The sequence below is a fragment of the Paenibacillus sp. NRS-1760 genome, from assembly GCF_050467785.1.
Classification (GTDB): domain Bacteria; phylum Bacillota; class Bacilli; order Paenibacillales; family Paenibacillaceae; genus Pristimantibacillus.
Genome location: NZ_JBITPK010000013.1, coordinates 72,281 through 96,728, shown reverse-complemented (window position 1 = coordinate 96,728; position 24,448 = coordinate 72,281). Strand labels below are relative to the sequence as shown.

23 protein-coding genes and 1 pseudogene are annotated in these 24,448 nt (G+C 41.4%); 3 read left to right on the top strand and 21 right to left on the bottom strand.

Annotation, left to right across the window (positions count from 1 at the left end; genetic code table 11):
• Positions 1–21: 21 nt before the first annotated feature.
• From cntE to ACIFSR_RS16005, 16 genes and pseudogenes are all read right to left on the bottom strand, one after another.
• Positions 22–1,209, bottom strand: a complete 1,188-nt coding sequence (cntE, locus tag ACIFSR_RS16080) for a staphylopine family metallophore export MFS transporter CntE (RefSeq protein WP_430058289.1) — start codon at positions 1,207–1,209, stop codon at positions 22–24.
• 58 nt (positions 1,210–1,267) lie between these two features.
• Positions 1,268–2,002 (bottom strand): ABC transporter ATP-binding protein, encoded by a 735-nt coding sequence (locus ACIFSR_RS16075; protein ID WP_430058287.1) that lies wholly within the window; start codon positions 2,000–2,002, stop codon positions 1,268–1,270.
• 3 nt (positions 2,003–2,005) lie between these two features.
• Positions 2,006–2,812, bottom strand: coding sequence for a staphylopine uptake ABC transporter ATP-binding protein CntD (gene cntD / locus ACIFSR_RS16070; RefSeq protein WP_430058285.1), 807 nt, complete (start codon positions 2,810–2,812; stop codon positions 2,006–2,008).
• 4 nt (positions 2,813–2,816) lie between these two features.
• Complete coding sequence (gene cntC / locus ACIFSR_RS16065; protein WP_430058282.1) at positions 2,817–3,713, bottom strand: staphylopine uptake ABC transporter permease subunit CntC; 897 nt, start codon at positions 3,711–3,713, stop codon at positions 2,817–2,819.
• The gene (gene opp1B, locus ACIFSR_RS16060; RefSeq protein WP_339203132.1) at positions 3,714–4,646 is read right to left on the bottom strand and encodes a nickel/cobalt ABC transporter permease; all 933 of its coding nucleotides are present in this window, start codon (positions 4,644–4,646) and stop codon (positions 3,714–3,716) included.
• A gap of 96 nt (positions 4,647–4,742) precedes the next feature.
• On the bottom strand, positions 4,743–6,359 hold the full coding sequence (gene cntA, locus ACIFSR_RS16055; RefSeq protein ID WP_430058280.1) for a staphylopine-dependent metal ABC transporter substrate-binding lipoprotein: 1,617 nt from the start codon (positions 6,357–6,359) through the stop codon (positions 4,743–4,745).
• A gap of 44 nt (positions 6,360–6,403) precedes the next feature.
• Positions 6,404–7,708 (bottom strand): opine metallophore biosynthesis dehydrogenase, encoded by a 1,305-nt coding sequence (locus ACIFSR_RS16050; protein ID WP_430058277.1) that lies wholly within the window; start codon positions 7,706–7,708, stop codon positions 6,404–6,406.
• Positions 7,709–7,737: 29 nt separating this feature from the next.
• Complete coding sequence (locus ACIFSR_RS16045; protein ID WP_430058274.1) at positions 7,738–8,532, bottom strand: class I SAM-dependent methyltransferase; 795 nt, start codon at positions 8,530–8,532, stop codon at positions 7,738–7,740.
• A gap of 26 nt (positions 8,533–8,558) precedes the next feature.
• Positions 8,559–9,392, bottom strand: a complete 834-nt coding sequence (locus tag ACIFSR_RS16040; RefSeq protein WP_430059298.1) for a diaminopimelate epimerase — start codon at positions 9,390–9,392, stop codon at positions 8,559–8,561.
• 467 nt (positions 9,393–9,859) lie between these two features.
• Entirely contained in the window at positions 9,860–10,186 is a 327-nt protein-coding gene (locus tag ACIFSR_RS16035; RefSeq protein WP_339203137.1) for a hypothetical protein, read from the bottom strand.
• A 318-nt stretch (positions 10,187–10,504) separates the two neighbouring features.
• On the bottom strand, positions 10,505–11,044 hold the full coding sequence (locus tag ACIFSR_RS16030) for a GNAT family N-acetyltransferase (RefSeq protein WP_339203139.1): 540 nt from the start codon (positions 11,042–11,044) through the stop codon (positions 10,505–10,507).
• Positions 11,045–11,416: 372 nt separating this feature from the next.
• The gene (locus ACIFSR_RS16025) at positions 11,417–12,310 is read right to left on the bottom strand and encodes a nicotianamine synthase family protein (protein WP_430058270.1); all 894 of its coding nucleotides are present in this window, start codon (positions 12,308–12,310) and stop codon (positions 11,417–11,419) included.
• Between the two features lie 195 nt (positions 12,311–12,505).
• Positions 12,506–12,739, bottom strand: a pseudogene (locus tag ACIFSR_RS16020) (thioredoxin reductase); the annotation flags it as partial.
• Positions 12,740–13,004: 265 nt separating this feature from the next.
• Entirely contained in the window at positions 13,005–13,871 is an 867-nt protein-coding gene (locus ACIFSR_RS16015) for an SDR family oxidoreductase (protein ID WP_430058267.1), read from the bottom strand.
• On the bottom strand, positions 13,868–14,377 hold the full coding sequence (locus ACIFSR_RS16010) for a hypothetical protein (RefSeq protein WP_430058265.1): 510 nt from the start codon (positions 14,375–14,377) through the stop codon (positions 13,868–13,870). The genes ACIFSR_RS16015 and ACIFSR_RS16010 overlap by 4 nt, the downstream gene beginning before the upstream one ends.
• 105 nt (positions 14,378–14,482) lie before the next feature.
• Positions 14,483–15,052: a MarR family winged helix-turn-helix transcriptional regulator gene (locus ACIFSR_RS16005; RefSeq protein ID WP_430059297.1), complete on the bottom strand. Its 570-nt coding sequence runs from the start codon at positions 15,050–15,052 to the stop codon at positions 14,483–14,485.
• 301 nt (positions 15,053–15,353) lie between these two features.
• On the opposite strand from ACIFSR_RS16005, the gene ACIFSR_RS16000 reads away from it, so the two are divergent.
• Positions 15,354–15,896, top strand: coding sequence for a hypothetical protein (locus tag ACIFSR_RS16000; RefSeq protein WP_339209666.1), 543 nt, complete (start codon positions 15,354–15,356; stop codon positions 15,894–15,896).
• Between the two features lie 113 nt (positions 15,897–16,009).
• Here ACIFSR_RS16000 and ACIFSR_RS15995 read toward each other — a convergent pair whose 3' ends face one another.
• From ACIFSR_RS15995 to ACIFSR_RS15980, 4 genes are all read right to left on the bottom strand, one after another.
• A complete protein-coding gene (locus ACIFSR_RS15995; protein WP_430058262.1) occupies positions 16,010–16,735 on the bottom strand; it encodes a glycerophosphodiester phosphodiesterase in 726 nt (241 codons plus the stop codon).
• Between the two features lie 78 nt (positions 16,736–16,813).
• The gene (locus tag ACIFSR_RS15990) at positions 16,814–17,194 is read right to left on the bottom strand and encodes an MgtC/SapB family protein (protein ID WP_430058260.1); all 381 of its coding nucleotides are present in this window, start codon (positions 17,192–17,194) and stop codon (positions 16,814–16,816) included.
• Between the two features lie 42 nt (positions 17,195–17,236).
• On the bottom strand, positions 17,237–18,067 hold the full coding sequence (locus ACIFSR_RS15985; RefSeq protein ID WP_430058257.1) for a metallophosphoesterase family protein: 831 nt from the start codon (positions 18,065–18,067) through the stop codon (positions 17,237–17,239).
• 36 nt (positions 18,068–18,103) lie between these two features.
• The gene (locus ACIFSR_RS15980) at positions 18,104–19,051 is read right to left on the bottom strand and encodes a glycoside hydrolase family 43 protein (RefSeq protein WP_430058254.1); all 948 of its coding nucleotides are present in this window, start codon (positions 19,049–19,051) and stop codon (positions 18,104–18,106) included.
• Positions 19,052–20,340: 1,289 nt separating this feature from the next.
• Between ACIFSR_RS15980 and ACIFSR_RS15975 the strand changes: the two genes are divergently transcribed.
• Positions 20,341–21,471: a glycosyltransferase family 4 protein gene (locus tag ACIFSR_RS15975; protein WP_430058251.1), complete on the top strand. Its 1,131-nt coding sequence runs from the start codon at positions 20,341–20,343 to the stop codon at positions 21,469–21,471.
• The gene (locus ACIFSR_RS15970) at positions 21,468–22,466 is read left to right on the top strand and encodes a phosphotransferase (RefSeq protein ID WP_339203154.1); all 999 of its coding nucleotides are present in this window, start codon (positions 21,468–21,470) and stop codon (positions 22,464–22,466) included. The genes ACIFSR_RS15975 and ACIFSR_RS15970 overlap by 4 nt, the downstream gene beginning before the upstream one ends.
• 1,077 nt (positions 22,467–23,543) lie before the next feature.
• On the opposite strand, the gene ACIFSR_RS15965 is transcribed toward ACIFSR_RS15970, so the two are convergent.
• Positions 23,544–24,425, bottom strand: a complete 882-nt coding sequence (locus ACIFSR_RS15965) for a carbohydrate ABC transporter permease (RefSeq protein ID WP_430058248.1) — start codon at positions 24,423–24,425, stop codon at positions 23,544–23,546.
• Positions 24,426–24,448 lie beyond the last annotated feature (23 nt).

Below are 24,448 nucleotides of genomic sequence, written 5' to 3'. Positions count from 1 at the left end.
AATAAATATTTTCAAGCCCTGCTATCGTTGTCGAACAGACATTTTCCCTCGATCATAAGCAAGGATGATCATCGTCGCACCTAAGCCAGCACAGATCATATACATCATAGAATATGAGGTGAAATCAGCTATTGGCCCCATAATAACGCCGCCCAGCGAAATTCCTAAATCAGCCATAGCAATAAAAAGTCCGATTAACATATTGCGGCTCTTCTGCGGCAAAACAAATGTTAAATAGGTTGTTAACGTAGGATAGATGAGAGCCTGAGCCGTTCCCATTAAAATGGAACCCGCATAGAAAAAAACAGCTCCCCCCGTTACAGAAAAGCTCACGCATTGCGCCGCCAATGTCAAAAGGAGCATATTCCCCATCATAAACGATGAATGCCATTTACCGTCCGAAGGAATCTTTTTTCTTAAAGCAAAACGGGCCAAAACAACGGTACCCGCTTGAAGCATAAGATAGATTCCAGCATTGCCGTTTTTTAATTCCGAAGCGTATAAAGGAATAAAGGTGGTAACTGCTCCAAATACCATTGAAGCTACCAACATCAACATGCTGCACTTAAACAAGGATGGGTTAGCTACTAACTGACCGAAGGATTTAAACATACTTTCTGACTGCCCGGTCTGATTTGCAGCAGTCTGGTCGCTTCCTTGATCCATTTTGGTACCATAACCGAACACCCCCGTAAAGATCGCAATCGCAATCATGACCATCGTAAAATAACTCATATCCCCCGTTTGCCAAATGCCCAAAGCCAGAACAGGGCCAAGGATACCCGGCATATACGTAAATAAAGAATAAAGTGAAATGCCTTGGGAGCGATCCTTCTCTGGCAGTGAATCAATGATGCCAATCTGCAATGCCATTGAGAAAAAAGCGGTAGAAACTCCTTGTAAAATACGGGCAATTAAATAACCCTCTAAACCCGTAATCGTATAGAGGATTAAAGCAAAACCATTGACGATAAGAATAATGCGCAGCACTTTTATCGGTCCGTGCATTTGAATAATTCGGCCTGCCCACGGCCGAAAGAACATGGTTGTGAACAAATACGCCCCCATGATTAAACCGATCGTTGTGTTGCTGGCTCCGAGTGACTCTCCACGCAAAGGTATAATGACATTTAATATGGAATTGCCGCTGAAATAAAGAAGAGCCAGCATATACAATCGTATAAAAGGCCAAGATAATGCTCCACTCACAACTTCCCTTCCTCCTAACTTCTGCATGCAAATATCCTATTCTCCAAAACTCATTCAGCTAAAAAGTGATAAGCATCTGCAACAATTTTTTCGCATATTCCGACTTGACGTCTTTTAATTGTTCGATTCTCACTATTTCTTCAACTTGACCATCTCTAAAAATAATGACTCTATCGCAAATATAGGCCGCAGCCTGTATATCATGTGTGATAAATACATAACTCATGTTGTACATTTTTTTTAAATCTTTTAATAAATCAAGCACTTGGGTTTGAACAGATACGTCTAATGAGCTGATAGCTTCATCTAACACAATGCATTTTGGTTCTGTGGAGATGGCTCTTGCAATACATACCCTCTGTACCTCTCCGCCCGATAGTTCATGTGGATATTTTTTTCTATATGATGGATGTAATCCAACTTGATTTAACAGCGTATCAACCATACTATGTTTTTTTTTATACCTTTTTATTGGCTCCATAATGGCTTCTTCAACCGTAAAAAAAGGGTTAATGGACGACTTATAGTCTTGAAATACAGCGCTAATATTGCCTAAGCGCACTTTTCTATCCCCTACACTCTTGCCATCAAATAAAACGCTGCCTCGATCAGGCTTTTCAATGCCTAATAACAATCGCCCTAAGGTTGATTTTCCGCTGCCGCTCTCTCCAATAATTCCGAGACATTCGCCCACTCCACATTCAAAACTAATATCATTCAACACTTTTTGTCTCTTTTTCGAAAATAATCCGCCTTTTTCATACGATTTATCCACATGATCAATTTTCAGCATTGTTCAACCCTCCCCCATGATCAGCTTAAAATGATTACTCAGCGCCAATCTAGTAGACAACAAATATTTTGTATATTCATGCACTGGTTCTGAAAAAACAGCTCGGATGCTCCCTTGTTCGACAATCTCTCCATCCTTCATGACCAAAACGTCATCAGCCATTTTTTTTACAACGCCGAGGTCATGAGAAATAAAGATCATCGAGCAGTCCATTCGCTCACGCAATTGCATAAATTGTTCAATCACTTCAAATTGTGAAATGGTATCCAGACCTGTTGTTGGCTCATCTGCGATAATAATGTCAGGCTCCAGTACTAATGCGAGCGCAATCATAACTCGCTGCAGCATGCCCCCAGATAGCTGATGCGGATACTTATTCATCACTTCGATCGGATTGTTCAACATCACGCTTGCCATAGCTTTTTTCATTTTTTCTACGATTTCGTTCGTACTCCAGCCGAAATGTTCATAAAGGGTTTCCTTCAAATGAATGCCGATCACACACGAAGGGTCGAATGCACTCATCCCATTTTGCATAATCATACATAGCTGCTTTCCCCTTTTATTCCTCATTTCATGTTCAGAAAGCTGATTTAGATGTTCACCTTTAAATACGATATCTCCAGATTGGCGCAGCCAGGCTTTATTCAACCTCATAATCGACCTGCTGGTGACAGACTTGCCGCTCCCGCTTTCCCCTACTATAGCGAGGCAGCTGCCTTGCTTTAACTCGAATGAGCTGTTATGAATGATCACATGATCCGTTTTCATATCCCATACTTTTAAGTTTTTCACCGCTAATACATTCATGGCTTTAATCTGCCACCTCTTTTTCGCGAAGTCTGTTTTTAGTCACGATTCGTTTCTCTTGATGCTTAGCATTAGAGGTCATTAACTGAGGATCCAATGCAACCTGAAGGGCATCTGACAAGAAATTAAATGCCGAAACAATAATAATAATAGCTATGCCTGGGGCTAACATGAGCTCAGGTCTTGTAAACATAACTTCTCGCGCTTCATTCAGCATCATTCCCCATTCCGCGTCAGGCGCTTGAATGCCTAATCCTAGAAACGAAAACCCTGATATTTGCAAAATCATCGAACCGATCGCGCTGCTCGAGATGACTGTTATGTCCGCAAATGTAACCGGAATCATGTGCTTATAAATAATTTTTGCATTGCTGATGCCAGATGCTTTGGAAAATTTGACATAATTAAGTTCGGAATACTGCATCACAGACGTTCTGATTACCCGAGCAAACCATGCCCATTTCATGACAACAAACGCTATCATAATGTTTTCAAGACCTACGCCTAAAATGCCGACTATCGCCAGTGTCATAACATATAGCGGGAAAGAAAGCATGATATCGCAAATTCGCATAATAAAGGCATCTACTTTTCCTCTAAAGTAACCCGCGATAAAGCCTAATAGAGCGCCTATCCCTATCGATATCGCTAATGCAGCCAATACCCACAGGACACTGGGACGAATGCCATAAATTAATCGGGATAGAATACATCTCCCCAAGTGATCGTTCCCGAGCAGGTATTCCCAGGACGAGGACGCATATCTTACGCTCATCTTGACTTCGTTAGGATCATGCGGGGCAAAAAAAGAGGGGAATAATCCGACAATAAGCGTTGCAGCAATAACGATTAAGGATAAGCTGCCTATTTTATCTTCGCTTATGTTTTTTAATCGTTTCATCTAGATCTCCTTCCTCATTTTAGGATTCAAAGCGGCATTTACGATGTCCGAAACGGTATTAAATAATACAAATGCGACTGCCACTATCAGAACATAGGCTTGAATCACAGGGAAATCTCTGCTTAGAATCGATCTTATACTTAAACTACCTAACCCTGGCCACGCAAAAACATTTTCAACAACGACGGTGCCTCCTAATATAATCGGGATAGCCATACCGAATATCGAAATGGCAACCTGCAAGGAATTTCTTAATATATGCATCGTAATTTTTTTCTCAGACAAGCCAGATGCCCTGCCATATAGAACATAGTCTTCATTTAGATTGCTTATCATCGAGCTTCTGACGTTTCGAAAATAAATCCCTGCATAACTTATCGCAATCACAGTTACCGGCAAAATATAGCTTTTATACGAATCCATTCCGCTCGTAGGCAGCAAATCCAATTTAACGGATATATACCAAATTAAAATAGCTGCAAGCCAGTATGACGGCATGGATGTTAATAAAAATGAGATGCCCCTTACTGATTTGTCTATCATTTTCCCTTCATTTATTGCACTAAGCACCCCCAATAGGATGGACAAAACAATAACAACGATAGATGAAACTAGCGTTAGCTTTAACGTATTCAGTAAAGCTGGACCTACCAATGACCAAATCGGTTTTCCTGTGACATATGAATCTCCAAAGTCTAGTTGCATGCAGGCAACGACCCAATGTAAATAACGAATGATAAATGGCTGGTTCAAGCCAAGTTCTTCTTTCGTCTGAGCAATTAAATCATTTGTTATATTGGGTATGCCTTGCGCTTGCAATACCAATTGGGCCGGATCTTGGGGAGAGAGATTAATGAATACAAACGTTATAAACGAAATAATTAATAGAAGAGGGATTGCTAATAATAGCCTTCTATAGATGTACCTTGCCATATAAAAATCTCCTTTCTACAGAAAATATCAAATGACTCTATCCTTCTTTACTCAAAATAAAAAAGGGAGTAATCCTCCCCTTTAATTTTTCGCGTTCTATTCAAAGCTCATTCGCTCGAATGGCAGCTCAAATTGTGTTTGTTTAAACGAGATATCTTTTATCTCTTTTGGCGCCACGATAGTGACACTGCCATTCGAGATTGGAATAAAGACAGCTTCGTCATGAACGATTGTCATAATATCAGCATATAACGTTTGCCGTGCAGCCTCATCCTTGGATACCATGACCTCATCAATTTTCTTGTAAAGCTCACTTGCTTCCGCCATTCCGCTTGTTGTATGCAAATAAGCATTCTCAGAAGTAAAAGCAGAGATGGTGCTTTGCGGATCATAAGCGAGTCCCCATGTTTGATTGAATAATAAATCATAATCTCCGGTTGATCTTCTTTTGGCGATTGAGGTTGATTCCTCACCGATAATTTCCAATTGAATACCTATCTCCTTCAAAGAGCTTTGAATAAATTCAGCCTGTGTTTTTTGGGAAGAAGAATTGCTGTCATAATATAATTGGATTGCTAATGTTTTATCATCCTTTACTCTAGCAGCAGCGCCTTTCTCCAGTTTCCATCCTGCACCTTCCAATAGCTGCTTCGCTGCTTCCATATCATAGTCTCGTTTCTTCAAATCGACATTCGCATAATTGACGTTAGCTGAAAATAGGGAATGGGCTGCTGATTCAGTCCCATTTAAAATATCCTTACTAATCGTATCTCTATCAATAGAGTGCCAGATGGCTTCACGAACAGCTTTTTCACTTACGGGATGATCGGATTTACTGCTGTTGGCCACGATCATTTTTGTGTTCATCGCTTCACTTCTAACAAGCTGATAATTGCCTGTTTCAATTAATTGTTCCATCGCTTCAACATCGATACTGTCTGCACCGCGATCGTCAGTGAATACAAAGTTCACTTCACCCTTTTGCAAAGCTAGGAATGTCGTCTCTCCTGCTGGGAGAACTTTAGAAGTAATTTTTTTAATTTTAGGTGCGCCGCCCCAGTATGCGTCATTTGCTTCAAACGAAGCATACTCATCAGTTTTATGGTCCATAAGCTTATATGGTCCTGTTCCGTTGTAGCCATTTACGCCATTTTTCGTTTCTCCATCAATAAAGTTTTTAGGGGAGATGAATACGTAAGGCCTAGTCATGGATAATTCAACTAAGGTTGGATAATAGGATTCAGACAGTGTGAGTTCAACTGTATATTCATCTACCGCTTTAACGCTTACTATTTTTGTCGACAGCTTGATCCAAGTATGCTTTTCTTTATTATGTTGTACCGCTTCAATATTTTGCTTTACAGCCTCTGCGTCAAAAGGTACACCATCATGGAACTTCACATCTTTCCTCAAATGAAAGGTATATATTTTGCCATCTTCAGAAATTTCCCATGATTCCGCCAGTAAAGGCATGATTCCCTCCTTTGTGTTTTCGACTAAAGATTCGTACACCATTCCTTGTGCTGGCATTGAACCTGCATACAGATGTGGATTCATATCATTAATGTCTTTGGCCGATGCATACACGAGTTCTGTTTTCTTTTCCTTATTTGCTGAATTCGATTTCGCATCTTTGACGTCGCTGCAGCCTGCCAGTACAATTAAAAGCATCAGCATGGATAAAACAACAACAAGCAAATTTCCTTTTTTCAAAATACTTCCTCCTAAAAAATATAAGTTCATTATGATTTCAACAATTACGCTTTTAAATATTTTCCAATTTCATTACAAATTCTGTTCAAGTCTTCTTCAAAGCTTTGAACAGCAAATGCAGCAGATAACCTAATTTCCTTATGGGATTGAGCAACTTCTTCCAATTTACTCTCATAGGTAAGTATGAATTTATCGATAGTAGGGCAGCTCGAATCTGTATATTTTGCAATTCCCTGAATGATTTTCAGACGATAATAATCCTCCTTCGGCATTCTTGGAATATCCAAATCACCTTCTCTATTAATGAACATCTTTCTGATAGGGACTGCAGAAAAGTCAAAATATTTCCCATCCTTATCAGGTTCAGAAAAAGGATCGATCAATAGCGAGGTATAACGGATATACAACAAATACTCTTGATGAATCGTTTCGAAAATTGGAAAGTTATCTATATCATGACGTGATAAACTTTCGAGTCTTACCGGATAATTGTCATCCGTCATAAATTTAAGTAAATTTATACCTTTTATATGCAGCTTACTGATAATATTCATAATTTCTTTCCAATGGGCCAACATCTCACGAATAAGTAATGGTGTAATTGGCCCTTCAGGATAAATTTTATAAACATATTTTTTGGTATCCTGATCACCGAATATGGCGCTTAATGAAACCTCATTCATAAAGAGCGGCGGATGAACGTATAACGAAATATTTCTTGTTTCTGCTTCAATCGGCGATTCCATTATGTCTATCGCAATACCTAAATGTTTGTATGCTTTACAGAGTTCTTCAACATTAGGTGATGGGTAATTTGTAGAGCCAATAAATACTTTTTTCTTAACCGCTGTCGTTAGGGCATGATTTGTAGGTCTAGCATGCATCCATCTTGTATCGCCAAAGTAGGTGGAAAAACTAATAATCTCCACACTCGGATTAAAATCATTCATATAATGGCGAATTAAGCTATGCGAGCCTAAGGTCGGGGAAATTAATAGCATACACTTTACTTTCCTTAGAACCTTAGGATCGATTAGTTTCAACACTTCGATATAGGCATCCGTTGTGACAGCAAATATAAGGGTATCCCATTCACCTGTAATCGTTTCGTACCCTTTAAATATGTAATCAACAAAACATTCACCCTCCAAAGCACGATGTTTCTCATTCTGAATGCTTACACGTATACGTTGATTGCTCTGTTCAAGCGCATCATAAAATGACCCAGAACGTACAGATTCTCTCCCTACAATCGCTACAGTGCAATCCCAACATTTTTTTAGCTTCAAAGCTAGTTGAATTGAAGCTGGTCCCGTGCCTAACAGCAAAACATGTTTGAAATCACTCATAAAGGCCTTCCTTCCTATCCAAAAGCAGACTATGCTTTTTGGTACAATGCAATATCAAACAAATGATCTGGACGTCTTACCTGTTCAACCAACCTCCATTTTTGAGCATTCACCTCTTTCATTGGGAAATTGAATAATGATTTTATTTGTTCTCCATATCTCATTGCCACAACGACATGCTTATTGGTCAATGAATAGAGCTGATCCAATATGTCATATTTATTTTCAACGGTTGAGCTAAAAATGATATGGGACGCCACTTTCGTAAAATCAAGATTTTCCACCAGCCTATTCTCTAATCGAATATTCAAGCCGCTGCTAAATTTCTCCACAACGCTCCTTCCAAGCTCTATAGCTTCATCGTCAATATCTAAGCCAACGACCTCCGCTCCAATGCGCTTCGCAATCAAAATGGGCGTCATCGGAAATGCACCTGAGCCTATTAATAACACTTTTGAATCCGAGGATAGTTGGAAGCTCCCAAATTCTTCTTCGATGCACGATTCTATGTTTTTGAAATAATCGCTTATCTCAGCATTTCCTTCTTGAAGCTTTAATGCACGATATTTCTCCATAATCGCAACGCAAAATGCCGATTTTCTTCTCAAATCCACCACAAGTTGAAGGATATCATTGGAATCATGATGTCCAAGTAGATCCCAAGCTTCATGGTTACTTCTGTTTGTTACGAATTTCGAATATTCATCTATTAAATTTTCCATCTCCGAGCTATTGTTAACCGTATGATCATATCGACCTGCTAAACGATCAAATTTATCTGAAAATTCAATCAATTTATTTTGAAAACTCTCCACCTTATTCATTGTTTTCCCCCTGCTATAAAAAATCACTACACTTCTATAAAAGCTTTGCCCTGCGCAACAATTCCAACAGATCCTTCAATTTTAAGACTTGCAAGTACTTCTTTATAACAATCCGCCATTACTTTAATCGTGCCACCGGGTTGTTTTATTTGTGCAACAACTCCCTTCTTATTTTTCCATGCTAGATAAGCACCCAATGAAGCAGTACCTGAACCGCAACCCCTTTCCCAGATCATACTGTCTAGATGCGGAACATAAATCAGCGGAGCTAATTCAGCAGATTGTGATTTATACAATAAAATGCCAACCAAGTTTGCTTTTAAAGTTGATCCCAATAATTTAGCTAATCTTTGCGCTTTATCTCTATTCCATTTATCAAATTGCTCTACTTCTATCACAATATGAGTAAACTCCTGGTAACTCACTAGAATAACATCCAGATCGCAACCGTCATGTTTAATCGTTCTCTTTTCTATCTTGTTAGGAACAGGCATAGCAACTTGACATAAATATTCATTTGCCATTTTTCTTACCTGGCACATGATTAATTTATCTGTTCCTGATACCTCTAATCGCATTTCTGCCAAGGCATTCTGATCCAACCCTTTTTCTGACGCAATAAAAGCTGCCAATGACATGCAAGCATTACCGCAAAACTCACCTCCAGCCATGATCAAATGAGCATCCGCTTCTTTTATATTCGATTTTTTGATAAAACCTACTTGCTCGGCATTCACGTTGTCATAGGACATCATTTTTGTTGCAATATGCTTATACTCATCAACAGGATGATTCGATTTAACTAAAATCGTCATATTTTGTGTTGGATTAAACTTAATAAAATCTATTTCCTGTCTTATCACAACTATCCTCAACCCTCCGATTTTTTATTGGTATATCTTTTAATATGTAGAGCTTCCCAAGACATAAAGTTTAATCATTACGATATATCATCTTTTTAAATGTAATGATTACGATTATCACTCACAGGTTTGATTATAGCATGATGTTGAACCGTGTCAATATTGATTTTGGTTTTTTTTGGATTTTCAATCCTATTCGACGCTACTAAATAGCGGTTGCACGAAATTTAATGTTTTCCAAAAAGAAAAAGCCACCTACAAAGGCGGCTTACAATCCAAAAGAGTGCAAAAGAATATTTTCCATTCTCCACTCCCAGCTTTAAATCCAATAACAAAGGAACAATTCCCTCCCATTAACCTTTTTCTTCTGTCCTCGACTGGATGAAAATGCTCTGATTAACGAGAGCTCCTCCATTGTTCATGCTTTTAAAATTCTCTACTGACTTACTATTGTAAATTGTTTTTTATCCAGCTAAGCAGTGACTCTTCCTTAGGGCCCAACCAAGTAAATTTCTTGCGTGAGCCGCACGTACACGGCTGTTCGAAGCGATGGCAAAACGCGCCCAATCCCCAAGCTCTGCAATCGCCTCGTTTGCGGACCAGCTTATCGTCTTGCCGCCAAAGCCTAGCGCCTCACTGACCGATTTGGCGATGTCCCCGTACGATTCCTCTCCATTTTCGGCAAAGAAATATGATGCGGAAGGTGCTTTTTCAAGTGCCAACACATACAGCTGAACCAAATCCTTGATGTGTACATTGGACCAGCGGTTTACACCTTTACCAAAACTCATGTGCCGCTCCAATCTTGATTACGCTCAGCGTAGGCAAAGAAGTTGATTTAAAGTTCATCGTCGTATTCTCTAACGATTCAATGAGCGGAGCGAGCTGGGAATACAACTCCTTTACCAAACGGGAATACAGTTCTATAAAATATTGTTGATATCAGTAAAAGTAAGTATAGAGCCGTTTTAATCAAATAAAACAATTACACAGAAGAAAAACCTTCCAGCAATCGCTTAGAAGGTCCTTTTTGTTGCTTTTAGTGAAGCTTTTCGTCATACAAAAAATGGTCCAAAAGCTTTCTTGAAGACAGTTTTTTGCACAGTTTGTTACGTAGCAATATCATGTTGCATGACTTTATTGCAATCTAAAAAGTCTAACCGCTCCACTTTATACAAATCATAGATCTGTTGCGCATTATTTATCGATTTATATATTTGATGGTTTATATCATTTGCTAATTTGGCATACGGTAATTTTTCTATCGCCTTCCTCGATCGAATATTTTGTTTACGGACTTTCAAAAATACCGTTTCGATATTATGCTCAAGGAATAGTTCACTAAAAAAAGATTCCTTCGCTCGTTGGTTATAACCTTTTCCAAAATAAGGAGTTCCAATCCATGTGGCTAAAAAGCCGGTTTTATTAACAATATCATATAGATCAATGGTACCAATGGGATGTCCATTCTCATTTATAATTGTTCTAGATATACATGTCTCCTGTTCTTCTTCAACGATCAACTGTTTGGTTATGAATAAGTATTGTTCATATAATTGGCAATTATAACGAACGTAAGGAAAAACCGCAGGATCCATCATTAAGTCATACAGTGAATGGCATTCCTGCAAATCACGTTTTTTTAACATTAAATCTACCACCTAGTCCTTTTATTTCGCTTATTCTAACCATTAAAGTATATAAAAGAACTTCGATGCTTTAATTAATTCTATATGGTCTTTGTGTAAATTCATCGTAGAAATTACTTACACTTTAACTGCGGCAGAAAATGATGTGAGCTGATCTTATCAGCTTGTCCACCATCCCTCATTTAAAGCGTGTCCTTTAGCAGATAGGTCTCTAGATGAGCAATAAAAATAGCCACCTCGAAAGGTGGCTCGCACTAAAAAAGTGCAAAAGTATAGACTGCTCGATTTATCCCAAACTCCTCATGCAAATCAGCTCCTCAAGATCTTCGCCAATAATGTCGATTGCTTTAACGTTATGTACACGATACGATGTCAACCAGGTATGGCAGGAGTAGTCATACTTTCAAGAAACAAGGTCGAATTAATGACTAGCGTTTCTTCAGGCCAAGTTCGCGTCAGAATCCGCCATCCTTGCTTTTTCAAATGCGATTCATCAACCGCTTCATACATGATTCGCTTCATTCCTTCAGCTGTTCGAACAGCTACTAGAGAATCTGGGGATGTACGTTTAACTTGATTCAGCACCCCAAGCTTATCTCTAACGAGACTAGCCACGAAGACTCTACTATAAGAGCTATAATCAAAATCTGATCCATTCTCCAATACAACAGTCACTTTATTCCCTAATCCCATACGCTCGAGCAAAAAGCATGATGCATCATAGGCAACAGGATCAATTTCCAAGCAGAGAACCTCAACATCCCCGATAAGATGCAAAATAATAGGACTTAGCGGCATCGGCCCACTTCCAACAAAGACAATTCGAGACTTCTCTTTCTGACCATCCGCTCGAGTAATCCGGCGAAGAGTGGACAGCTCCTCACTAACTAAGGCCATATAAATGTTCCAGTAAGACAGCCTTCGAATGTTATCCAAGACGTAATCCTCTGATTTGCTAATGTGAAGAGAATCGCCTAACTCTACTAAAAATTCGGCTTCTGACAACTTATCCTGCAAATTTCGTTGGTTCATTCGAATATATTCGTTGCTAAGAACGGCCTGTACCTCCTCCGGTAAGTAGTGGGAACGTAATTGAAGTGAAAGGCGCCTAATCATGTTCGTAACTAATTGATTAGCAGGAGACAGATCAACTTCTTTTTGAAGAAGTTCATTTACTTCACGGATAAAAGCGATAAAGCCGTCAACCATTTGTATTCTTGTTGTGTTGCTTGTAAGTAAAATAGAACCAGATGAATAAACCTCCATTTACCCATTTCCTCCTTCATTCTCGATCCAATTTCTTACTAAGAATATATTCATATGATTAAGGTTGTATACGAATATAGGAACGTGGATGGAACAAAGTAAGGGGACGCGAATGTTCGCGTCCCCTTTTATCTCTTTCACTAGTCACTCACTCAAATACTTACTAAGAACCAAATGCACTCCGCAAAATGACTTTTATTTCGTATATAAGCTTTTCATCAGTTCACGGTTTTTTTTCCTAAACAAGTCATTGTGCGAGGATACCATTCCATTCGCATTTGCATCCGGATTCACGTATTGCTTCGCTTTATTAACTGCGTTCGCAGCGTCCTGGAACGCCCCCGCAATGAGATGAAGCTTTCCATCATGGTGTAAAATATCGCCTGCTGCATAGATGCCTGGCATCGATGTTTCGCTCATCGGAGATCCAGAAATCCAATGATCATGGAGCACAACACCATCAGTTGCTAGCTTAATCTAAATCGGAAAATCAATTTATATGATTATCTAATTTATGTGTGTATGCGGATGGAGACACACCAAATTTTCTTCGACAATAAATGATGTGGCGTAAGAGGTTTTCCTATTTCAAGCAGAACCTTTCGCTGGAATAACTTTAATCACAAAAACCGCCTGAAGGCTGTGACAGCCGGTTCAGACGGTTTGGTTTGAAGAACACGCTATTTACAGATGACTATCGAAATATTTCCACATTCTCTTGCAGAAACCCGTCCAGCGTTCGGGGCTGTCTGCCGAGCAAACGCGTGACATCGTCCGTTGGCCTTTCTGGCACCAACGTAGACATCGTCTGAATTTCCACAACGTGGTTTGCGAGCCAAGGTGGCATGCGCCCTTGCTCGATCAGATTGCGAAGCATCGCTTGAGGCTCCACGTTTATGTAGCGAATCGTCTTGCCTAACAAAGCGGATAGCTTCTCGGCGATCTGCGGATAGCTGTAGATCTCCGATCCGGTAAGCGTATAAATACGTCCGGCCGCCTCCTGGTTGGTCAGAACTTCAACTGCAACGTCCGCTATATCCCGGCAATCGATGAAATTGCAAGGCGCATCGCCCATGACGCCGAAGAAAGCACCTTGAGCTGTAATCGTCGGAACATGGCGCAGCAAGTTTTGCATGAATGCATAGGGACGCAATACCGTGCGATTCATACCGGAATCGTCCAAAAACGACTCGATATCGCGATGCCAGCCGGCGACTGACACGGGCGAGAGCTCCTCGAAGGCTGGACTGGATATTTTGACGATATGCTCGATGCCGGCTTCGGCGGCGAGGCGAATGATCGTCATTTCCATCTCGACCTGTCTCGGGCTGTTGGATATGGTCATGAAGAGCTGCTTTACTCCCGCAAACGCGCGGCGAAGCGATTCGGGATCGGCGGCATCTGCCCCTGCCACCTCGATCGTGGATTTACCTGCATCTCCGAGCCGGTTGCGCAGCATCTCCGGTTCCCTGCTGAGCGCCCGAGCGGGCACCCCAAGATCGGCCAAACGTTTCAAAAGCTCGCTCCCTATCGTGCCTGTTGCTCCAATAATCGCTATCATCTTCTATCTCCTCCGTTTAACGTATCATTTTTTTCCAACGCCTTGCGCCAACGCCATGTTATGATCGTGCTTGCAATCGTGCCGGATAATGGAAAATCGATCCATATGCGATCAAACCAAATCGAATAGTCGCTCAAACGAACTGTATCCGGCACTTTGTTCGTCACCCATGCTGCGTAAAAGCCGAGCGAAGCGCAGATTATCGCGAACATGACAACGACTAGCAAACGAGGCGGTCCAACAACCCATCGTTTGCTTCTCCCCCGTTTACGCAGCCAAAGCCCCAACAGCCATGCGATCAGCGCGGACGTTCCCCCAATTGTGGTTAACGCAGCGATCTGAAGACTCTTGTCGCCTGTGATCAGTCCCCCGATGCCTGCCATGACGGCGGGCGAAACATAGGCCATCAGTACTTCGCGCCATAGCACAAAACCTTTCAACTCGGGACCCTCCGATGCAAGGCTATAAGCAGGATCTGTTTTGTGCGAATGCTTCACATTGTTCATGTTGTCACCCCTTTCTTCCAAGATTTGCTGCAACTGTTTATATCGCCATATAATTAGGCACCTAACTATATGGCGGTAAATATGGGCTAGCATGACTAGCCCGTTTTACCCTTTCTGTATGCTACCATTTTCCTTGGATGCGCCCGGCTCGTCGCTCAATGCTGACATGCCTTGCGTCACCCGGCCTAACAAATCGAGAAATACACTGCGCTCCTCGACCGTAAGCAAGCGGACCATCGCTTCCAGTCTCTCGAAGTGCTCTGAAGCCATGTCGCGAAGCTTGCTCGCTCCATTCTCAGTTAAGATGACTGACTTCTGACGGCCATCCGCCGAACTGGTCCGGCGGGATACGTAACCGTCCCGTTCGAGATTGTCGATAAGCCCCGTCACGGTAGCACGCGTTACGCCTAGATGCTCCGCTAATTGCGAGGGCAGCTCTTCGCCCTGATGATCTTCAAGATCCGCTAATAAACGATACCGGCCTGTGGACAAACCGAATCTGGAAAAATGAATTTCCGCGGCATGTTCAAGCTTGGCTCCAGCGGCCATCAGCCTAGACGCGACAAGTACGGCTTGCGCATCGACGTTCAACCCGTAGCGCTCAATCTGACGTTTCGTTTGGACAAGTGAAGGAACAGCTTGACTATCCATCATTACATTTTTATCGTTCGTCATAAATGTAGTATGGCACCTAATCATTTTTAAGTCAATATTTTTTTTCGCTGTCATCCCACCTCCTCTCCCCCTCGTGAGTGTCTAGTAACACAAATGGGCGAATGCGCATAGACTAGCGCTGAATATCATGATTCTTTGGGCATTGGAGATGTGAGAATTGAGCAATACAAAAACAACTAAGGATAAAGCACAGCAATTTTCCATGAAAAAACTTTCACCCGTAAGCATTGTAAGAGAGCATCCTCCCGTCCGCGGTAATTTAAGGACCTCCTCCTCAAATTCTAAGCCCTCCGATAATCAAATGGGCACAATATCGGCTATCGATGCATGCGTAGATCGCGCTTTTCGAATTCCTATATTTTTGAGTACAACAAACTCAGTAAATGACCTGCAAGGACAATTTCTGAATCGTCTTATTACGGAAATTGAAGATGCATTGCTTTTTCCCCGCACATTGCCTGTAAGCGAACAATATCCAGAGAGCATCCTCACGAATATACGACGCTTGGTTTTTTCAAGCTACGGGTTGCTCGCGATCAACTTCCGCAAATTTTTTGTTGAAATTCTTCAATCCAATGTGGGGCAGCCGCCATCGAGCACTCCGTTCTGGGAAGGATCGACTTTCTCTCAAATCGAGCCTGCCATGGCTTTTCAATTCGGAATTCCAATATTATTAGTTAGAGAGAAAGGAACTGACGTCAATAATGGCGTTTGGGCTGGTGGAATCACACCTCTCAACATATTTATTGATTGGGATTCCGACAACCAATCCGTTGACGATTTCTTTAACAGTGTTCAATGGAGAGAGGTCTTTGCAAATTGGACTGCAGAGGTAAGAAAGTAAACCAAGTGTATAGAGCGTGTGCAAGTGATTAAGCCTAAAAAAAGACAACCTTCATCAAAAAGGTTATCCTTTAAACAGTTAACTATGTTATTCATGTGCTTGTAAACGTCTTTTTAAGATATGTGTAATTCGGGATGTTTGCGGTAGAAATCCGCCCAAAGCTCCAGATTGTCAGTTGTAACCAGAGATGTCGGATATTTTTTTGCGATTAACTCCATATCCTCAATCGTATCAATCGGCCAAGGGCCGGATTCAATGCCGTGCTCCGCAATCATTTCCGCATATTTCGGCGTCATAAATTGTTTATGCACCCCAAGATACGTACAGCGGATCTCCTTCATAAACGGGAAAACGTAAGGCATACTGCCACCGCAAATCATTCCCAATTCAATATTAGGATCAAGTTCTCTAGTACGTGCTATGGAAAAATGGTCGAAGCTGATAATCCGCGATTGGTCCGATGTATTCGTACGGCGAACAACATCCAGCACGGCTTCTTCCAGCCCTGGATACCGGTCTCCAGTTTGCTTTAATTCGATAAGCACAGAAATGTTGCCCTTGAGCAATTTCATCGCTTCCTCCAGCGTCGGGATCGTTTCTATTTCCTTCACACGGAACCTTTTCAATTCCTCCAACGTATAATCCCGGATCAAACCTTGCCCGTCCGTCATACGGTCAATGGCAAAATCGTGCATCAGCACGGGCACGCCGTCCTTAGTCAAATGGACGTCCAGCTCCAAGTGGGTAAAGGACAAGTTAATGGCCGCCTGAAACGAAGATAATGTGTTTTCCGGCAATTTCACCGGATAACCCCTATGCGCTACACCTCTGATTTTCATAGTCTTTTCCTCCACTATTATGAATTTATGAATAGGCATTCGGCTGATAAAGTAAACAGCAGAATCTGCAAGCAAATTCTAGTATTTCTTAACTGTCAGATTCAAATCCGCCGCCGAAGTTAATCCCTTCACCTTCAATCCATCTTTCAGAATAACACCCGCCCCGAGAAAACCGAGCCCCGCCACAATCTGAGCGGCCAGCCTCATAGGGTCCATCATCGTGTTTGGATATTGACCACTTAGAATGCCGACGCTGTGAATGGAAATCAGCGTAATTAAGGAGCAAGCTACGCAGACGTACATATATGTTTTCAAGCCAGCAGGCTTGCTCTTGGTCTCCTTGTCCCAGCCAACGGCTAAACCGACAAGCGCACTTAGGACGATTCGCACATACGCTTCGTAGTATAGTTTGAAATGACGTACGATATCTGACACGGCGCCTGCCAGAGCATCATTCATTGCCTTGCCTCCACTCCAGAGCGATCTTTTTAGTTTGTACCACTAAAACATCATGATTTGATCCCGATCCGCGTTTTGCCCATATGCATTTAATGGCCGATGATACAGAGGTAATTTTTCATATAAAACCTGCGCAGCTCTTACTAATTCTTCATCCTCGATGGCTATAATTCGGGTGCGAACTTCAGACTTATCGATTTCCACGATGCGTATGGAAGGATGACACAAGCCTGCAGCAGTTTGAATAAAGTTCCATTGCCCTTCCTTTACAATGGAGTGTACGTGATTGTGGCCGTTGAAGTAAAAACAGTTTCCTTGTCTTTTTTGTAATATGGCTCGCATATCAATCGTAGGATCAATATGCATCTTCTCATCCAGTGACCCGGTTGTCGTGTTATATAGGGGATGATGGGCAAAAACCAAGATTGGCTTAGATGGAGAAACGAGCATTTGTGCTTCCAACCATTCCAATTGTTCCGGATTAAGATGACCGCTATAATCTTGCGGGTCCATTTCTCTAGTAGAATCAACAAACACGAACAGGGCTTCACTTGTTTCAAATACATCGTTTAATGGTTGATCAATCAAAGATTGAAGTTTTGTTTTAGGTAATTCATATGCATCGTGATTCCCTAGTACTTGTCGAAACGATACACCGGAGCTACGAATATACTGATATACGTTTTCGAATTCTGCCTCCGTTCCCATGTGGGTCAAGTCGCCAAGGGAGATGTGTAAATCCGCCTCGATTTCGAATAGCTTTTGCAAATATTTTTCATAGAAACATTCTTTAGCCCTTAACAGTTCTTCATTTCCTTGCACAAATTTGTTATCAAAAAAATGCAAATCTCCAAATAGCGCCAAACGCATCATTTTATCTCTCTCCTATCTAAATTTGAGTCGATTTCATTATTCGCCAGAAGGCACATCAATTGGCTGATCGATTGGGACCGGAATTCCGAAATCGGGATTACCTTGTTCATCCCATCCGAATTTTTGTGCTCTAGTACTTCTATGCGCACTTCCTGCTCCTGATACTGAAATAGCGTGGTAGATTATCCAATCTTCCTTGCCATCAGGTGACTTAACAAAACTATTATGCCCTGGCCCAAACACTTCGTTTTCCAAGCTCTTTTGGAATACTGGACTTTCGGTTTTTATCCAAGATTTTGGATTCATCAAATTATCCTGTTCAGAGCACGTCAGCAAACCTAGTGAATAGTCATCAGACCAACAAGTGCTAGCCGAGAACACAAGAAAAATCTTCCCGTTATTTTTCAAAATGACAGGGCCCTCATTAATCGCCATACCACCTTGCATTTCCCAAGGGTCCGTTGGTGCACTTAGCAGGACGTTTTCTCCTTCTAATGTCCAAGGATTGATCATTTTTGCCATATAAATTGCAGACCCATACTCCGGAAAATGGCCATATCCTGCATATAGGAAAAAAAGACTGCCCATATGTTCAAATACCGTACCGTCCAAGCCTGCATATTCTGTATTAATAAATCCTTTATCCGTCCAGGTTCCTTCAAAAGGGTCTTCTTCCTCATTCTCAAGGACGAATATTTTACGAGTACTGTCCCCGCCCCCATCATTCGCCGTATAATATACATACCATTTTTTGTTAATATAATGAATTTCTGGAGCCCAAAGATTATTACTGTTAATTCCGGTCTCTTCCGGGATCCAGATTGTTTTTTTGTCACCGTTGGCGATATTCGTAATATCGTCTGATCTCCATAGGTCTAGACGATTCCTTCTTGTAACCATGAAATAATAGCTTCCATCTTCATGTTTATACATCCAAGGATCCGCGCCATGCACTAGTAATGGATTCACAAAAGTTTTGCTCATACGATTCCCCACTCTTCTAAATTATTTGAAGTTCGTTTTTAGTCAACAGGTGAAGATCTATGCTTATAGTAGTAGTCTTGGCCTGTCGATCCATAGACCCGCCGTTGCTTTTATTTCCCAACTTCACACTTTTTTGAAGGCAAGCATGGAGTAATGCCTCCATTTCCTATTTTTTAATACCATGCCTAGATATTTGTGTTCATTATACTTAGGATATTTTAAAAGTTATATATTAAATTTAGTACATAATATATAAGTTATAATAAAGAGTATGAGCTGTTGGTCTAATTGAAGAAATCATCGCAGATTTCGCATTTTCAGTGAATACCTCATTAACCGCCATATATTCCGAGAATGCAAAAAAGACAGCTGATAAGGTTGTTTAAATTAGCATTTCGCTTAATAATGCTTTATGAAATAGCCTTTGATTTGGAATACCCTCATTAGATTCGTATTAATATACTTTTCACTATTAACCCTATGATAGCTCCGATAACCTTAGTATCATTCAGGAACAAACATCCAATCACTACATTCTATAAATACATATTATATATGGTGGTAAAAACGCTACGAGACGAATTGAATAATGCACAATAACCTTGGTACGATTCTGGTGTTTTTCATTCTATTAGTGATTATTGCTTGTAGTTGAGGTGTCCTCGGCCGCAATGATAGAAGAGAAGAAATATCTATCCAGAAGGCCCATAGTTTGAGTCTTTTGTGTTCTAAAATTCATATCTAGAGCTTCAATATTCAATCTGGTCACTCATCACTGCAGAGAAAACGTCCAATCCCAAAGCATCATCCGCACGTAATCTACATAGCGTTTAAAAATTGGGATGTGATTGTTTAGCAACATAACCTTCCGGTACAAACGTTTGATTTCTCAAGCAATGCAAAACTGTACGTTCACACACATTGTCCTAGCCTTTTATAAACGGCTAGTATCATACCAGAACAAACATCCAATCACTAAGTTCTATCAGTACATACTCTACATGGAAATCAATACAGGAGGCGAATTAAAAAACACGCAATAACCTAGGTACGATTTTTGTGCTTTTCATTTATTGGACATCATCTCTTGTGATTGCAACGTCCACAGTAGCAATGAGAGACACGATGAGAGAACGCGACGAAAAACGTGAAGAAACAATCAGCTTCCTCAACAACAACAAAGTCTATTAATTGCGTAACCTACATTCGTTAACTCATATAATATCATTAATGAGCAAGTCCATTCTTTGGGCTCGTTTTATAAAAATTAATGTGAAAGGAGGACTCTAATGAAAAGTAGAAGGAAACTTAAAGTATGGGTCATGACAAATGAATTTCATCCAAATATTGTTGGGGGACTCGGTATTGTCGCAACCAATTTGACTAAAATGCTGAGCAAGCTCGATGTAGAAGTTATGGTGTTATGCTCCAGTGACTCTAAGCAACTTTCGTTTTCAAACCCTAACGGCAGACTGCGAATCGTTAGGATTCCCAAAAACTTACGTTACTATAGTCATTACACTCGAGCGTTCAAAGCTAGTACCGTTCTGCGGGCTGCAGTAGCCATGGGCTCCGGCAAACCAGACCTCATTCATGTTCATAGTACGGATTTCGCCGCAGTTGCTTTGGCAGCAGGAAGCTTGTACCGTATTCCTATTATTTATACATGCCATTCAATGGCTTCAAAAGGAATCACTTCATCATCAGGAAAAAACCAAGCCAAACTGTTTCTCACCGCGAAACGGATCGTCGTTCCGAGCAGGTGGCAAGCAAATGAAATCAAGCGGCTGAATCCACGTAAACAAGGCAGTATAACCGTCATTCCTAACGGTGTGAAAGCCAAGTCGAAGCAAACTAAAGGTTCTCCTACCAAATTGCTCTATGTCGGAAGACTTCTTCCTTCGAAAGGCATTAACCCTTTAATCAAAGCTGTTGCTTTGTTAAACCACAATCACAAGAATGTTAGTTTAACAATCGTCGGAAGCGGCTCAGTGGCTTATCAAAATAGTCTACATGCCCTCGCAAAGCGATATGGCATTGCTGAACGAATTCATTGGATTAAAAAGAAACCGAACGATGCGGTACAGCGGATGTACGCTACTTATGGGGCCGTTGTTGTTCCGAGCAAAAAAGAGTCGTTCTGCCTTGTCGCGCTCGAAGCGATGGCAAACGGTGTACCACTTGTATCCACATTGTCTGGCGGGCTAAAGGAATTTGTGAACACTCGGAATGCCCAAGTTATTCATTCCGTTGATAGCTCCACTATCGCCGATGCAATTGCAGCGCTGTGGAAAAATCCGGAGAAGAAAAAGCAGCGTCTGACCAACGCCCATTTGACTGCCGCTCGTTATAGATGGCCTTCAATCGCTCGCCGCTACAAATCACTATATATGAAACTGAGGAAGGTGAATTCGCCTTGAGTGAGCAACCGATTTCTAGTATCGCAGAACGATTTGGAATAAAGGCAAGCAGAATAAAGAAAATTCGGAAAGGAGTTTATCGGGTTGTAACACCTAGCGGGAAAATATTCAGCTTGAAACGAATGCCAAAGCAGCTTGCGCGTTTGCAGTGGACCGATCGAGTACTGCGACGTGTCCAAAATAGCGGACCACTTCTTGCTTGGCGCAATCCACAAATGCCAGAAGGACGAAGGCTTTATGTAATCTCGCAAAAAGGAGAGCCTTACGTACTTACACCATGGATCTCAGGGAGAGAGCCTTCTCCCCGTTCTTTAAGCGATATGCGAGCATGCGGCGTCGCCTTAGCACAATTTCATTTGGCTGGACGTACCGGACTTAAAGGTAAAATCGCTCATAGCAGGATCGGATCATGGCACTCTACTCTTCGTTATCGGCAACGGAATCTACAAAAAAAGATTACCAAGGCGATTAGAAATGGTTTCAGTCCTCCGATTAACCGCTTTGTACAACAGCACCGCTCGGAAATTTTGCATTATTCGAGCCAAGCGGGAGCGCTGCTGCGAAGCAGCGGATATCGAGCTTATTGCCGTAGTCCACGCCAAAACGGAGTACTATCACACGGCGATGGAGGGCCCAGCAATTTTATTCTAAATAAAAAAGGAACATATCTTATCGACTTCGAAACGCTGCACGTCGATTTGCGCGCCTACGACCTGTTTCGAGTCATCTATAATTCGTGCAAAGATTACAATTGGAATTTCGCGATTGCTAAAGCTATTCTGACAGGTTACCGCAAGGTAGCGAAACTGAGTAAAACCGATTATGAACTTATTCAAGTCTGGTTACGGTTTCCGTACACTACGTACTTGGTGCTATCTCCTTTTGAGAGGTTTCCTTTAACTACAAGCTGGTTGCAATGGGCGCTTGCATCAGAAAGGAAAATCGGCTCGTTCCTGCAAAAACTCGACAATTATGCCGCGAAGCATAGCCAATAAATTTGCGGTAAAATCACTGGTTTGAATATTTCATTTACTCCGGTCTCGACTTTCTAAAAGAAGCTGTTCTTCCTTCGCAGGTAGTAATAATAGAGTAGACTCAACAAACGTGATTGCTTCTTTCCCATTCAGGGATTGAACTGTAGAAATATCGGATTCACTTAGATACTTCGTCATCATCAAGTTGGCCATTAAAACAACCACATTACTAATAAGTTTCTTCCACTTCAGTCTCACCCTCAATAACAGCAAGGCATCTCTGGCATTAAAATTACACTAGCCTGCTGGAGAATCAAAAACGATTGATTTTACCATTTTTGAATTTTAGCACTTTAATTAAAAAAATAAACAATGAGATAGCTTAAAAACGAAAATAGCGAGTAAACCAATAAGGTCTACTCGCTATTTTTTTCTAGTTCATTATGATTTGCTAACTCTTAAGTTCATTAACATAAGCTTCTTCCCTCTTATTCATGAAGGTCCAAGTTTGCTGTTTTCTGCCTTGGCTTCCATCTCTAGTGCTTCCCGCTGTTGATCAGTCAAGAACAATGAAATTTGTCGCTTGCATTTCTTAATTCCTTATTTTTGTCCAGCACGCATTCGAGCTCCGCATCGATTCTTTTGGTTTTCAATCATTCTATTATCCATCCACCTTATAAATTAACAATCAAGATCCTAATCCGATGGAACAGATCTATATTCGTTTTAAATTTGTCTCCAGCGATAAATACCTAGACTCATCTTCTTCTGATTGCTATGTCCTCACCTCGCTCTACCAATTATTGATACCTCCTCATGGTCAGCTTCACCCGTTATTGCCCATAGCATACGTTCTTTGATCAAGCCATTGATTTCACAATTTCGTGACTGCTTCCCACGCCATATTCAAATTCATCTAATAGCCCGAAATATCGTGGATGTTTGACCTCCACAAAGGAGACAATCGAAGGGCCTTTTGAAATATCCGAATAAAAAGGTGGACCGTTCTAATACACCTGTGGGAAAGTACCTGATTCAATTGGTGGAATCCTTTATTTTCACTTGTTTCATTTATTCATCCACCTTAACCCTACACCCTTACCCCTTCACTGCACCAATCGTAATCCCCTTGATAAGATACTTTTGGAAAAAGGGATACATCACCATAATCGGCAGAACACCGATCACAGCAATCGCCATCTTCACCGTCGTACTCGGCAAGTTAGCTCCAGCCTCACCTAGCTGAGCACTAAACTTGCTCTCCGTCAGAAACTGGATGTCGGTTAGCATTCGATTCAATATGTTCTGTACGCTGAACAGCCTGGAATCAGTCACGTAGATCATCCCATTAAACCAATCGTTCCAATAAATAATCGTCTGAATCAATCCTACTGTAGCTACAATCGGCATCGATAGCGGCACAATTATTTTCCAGAATATTTTGAATTCTCCTGATCCGTCGATTTGCGCCGCCTCGATAAGTGCCGGCGGGATCGTCGTCATGAAGAATGTCCGCATTAGGAGCACATTAAAGCCATTCATGAGCAAGCCTGGTACGATCAAGGCCATTATGGTGTTTTTAATATCGAAGTATTGGACATAAACCAAGTAGGTTGGTGTAAGTCCACCGTTGAATAGCAGCGTGAAAAATACAAAAAATGCAATTCCGTTACGTAAAGGTACTCCCTGTCTGGACATCGGGTAAGCAAGCATCGAGGTCATCAGCAGACTTGCTGCCGTGCCGAAGACCGTAATAAACACCGTGATTCCATAAGCACGGGCGAGCTGCTCCGAGTGATTCCACAGATAGCTATAAGCGCCCAATCCCAATTGATCCGGAAAGAAGGTATATCCCTGCCGCAGAATTGAGCTCTCATCGGAGATCGATGAGATTACAAGTAGCAGGAACGGCAGCACGCAGGCCACCGCCAGGGCCATCATCGGAAGATGAAGCCATATTCCCTTGTTGATCGTTTTCATGCTTCTACACTCCAGTCCCACGC

Bases quoted from the DNA above. Each gene is read 5' to 3' on its own strand.
- ACIFSR_RS16000 (WP_339209666.1), top strand. From the start codon at position 15,354: ATGGGCACAATATCGGCTATCGATGCATGCGTAGATCGCGCTTTTCGA.
- ACIFSR_RS15990 (WP_430058260.1), bottom strand. From the start codon at position 17,194: ATGAATGATGCTCTGGCAGGCGCCGTGTCAGATATCGTACGTCATTTC.
- ACIFSR_RS16075 (WP_430058287.1), bottom strand. From the start codon at position 2,002: ATGCTGAAAATTGATCATGTGGATAAATCGTATGAAAAAGGCGGATTA.
- ACIFSR_RS16030 (WP_339203139.1), bottom strand. From the start codon at position 11,044: ATGTTAAAAAAACGTGATTTGCAGGAATGCCATTCACTGTATGACTTA.
- ACIFSR_RS16035 (WP_339203137.1), bottom strand. From the start codon at position 10,186: ATGAGTTTTGGTAAAGGTGTAAACCGCTGGTCCAATGTACACATCAAG.
- ACIFSR_RS16045 (WP_430058274.1), bottom strand. From the start codon at position 8,532: ATGAATAAGGTGGAGAGTTTTCAAAATAAATTGATTGAATTTTCAGAT.
- ACIFSR_RS16010 (WP_430058265.1), bottom strand. From the start codon at position 14,377: ATGAACAATGTGAAGCATTCGCACAAAACAGATCCTGCTTATAGCCTT.
- ACIFSR_RS16025 (WP_430058270.1), bottom strand. From the start codon at position 12,310: ATGGAGGTTTATTCATCTGGTTCTATTTTACTTACAAGCAACACAACA.
- cntD (WP_430058285.1), bottom strand. From the start codon at position 2,812: ATGAATGTATTAGCGGTGAAAAACTTAAAAGTATGGGATATGAAAACG.
- ACIFSR_RS15975 (WP_430058251.1), top strand. From the start codon at position 20,341: ATGAAAAGTAGAAGGAAACTTAAAGTATGGGTCATGACAAATGAATTT.
- ACIFSR_RS15965 (WP_430058248.1), bottom strand. From the start codon at position 24,425: ATGAAAACGATCAACAAGGGAATATGGCTTCATCTTCCGATGATGGCC.
- ACIFSR_RS16050 (WP_430058277.1), bottom strand. From the start codon at position 7,708: ATGAGTGATTTCAAACATGTTTTGCTGTTAGGCACGGGACCAGCTTCA.
- cntC (WP_430058282.1), bottom strand. From the start codon at position 3,713: ATGAAACGATTAAAAAACATAAGCGAAGATAAAATAGGCAGCTTATCC.
- ACIFSR_RS16005 (WP_430059297.1), bottom strand. From the start codon at position 15,052: ATGACGAACGATAAAAATGTAATGATGGATAGTCAAGCTGTTCCTTCA.
- opp1B (WP_339203132.1), bottom strand. From the start codon at position 4,646: ATGGCAAGGTACATCTATAGAAGGCTATTATTAGCAATCCCTCTTCTA.
- ACIFSR_RS16015 (WP_430058267.1), bottom strand. From the start codon at position 13,871: ATGATAGCGATTATTGGAGCAACAGGCACGATAGGGAGCGAGCTTTTG.
- ACIFSR_RS15985 (WP_430058257.1), bottom strand. From the start codon at position 18,067: ATGATGCGTTTGGCGCTATTTGGAGATTTGCATTTTTTTGATAACAAA.
- ACIFSR_RS15995 (WP_430058262.1), bottom strand. From the start codon at position 16,735: ATGAAAATCAGAGGTGTAGCGCATAGGGGTTATCCGGTGAAATTGCCG.
- ACIFSR_RS15980 (WP_430058254.1), bottom strand. From the start codon at position 19,051: ATGAGCAAAACTTTTGTGAATCCATTACTAGTGCATGGCGCGGATCCT.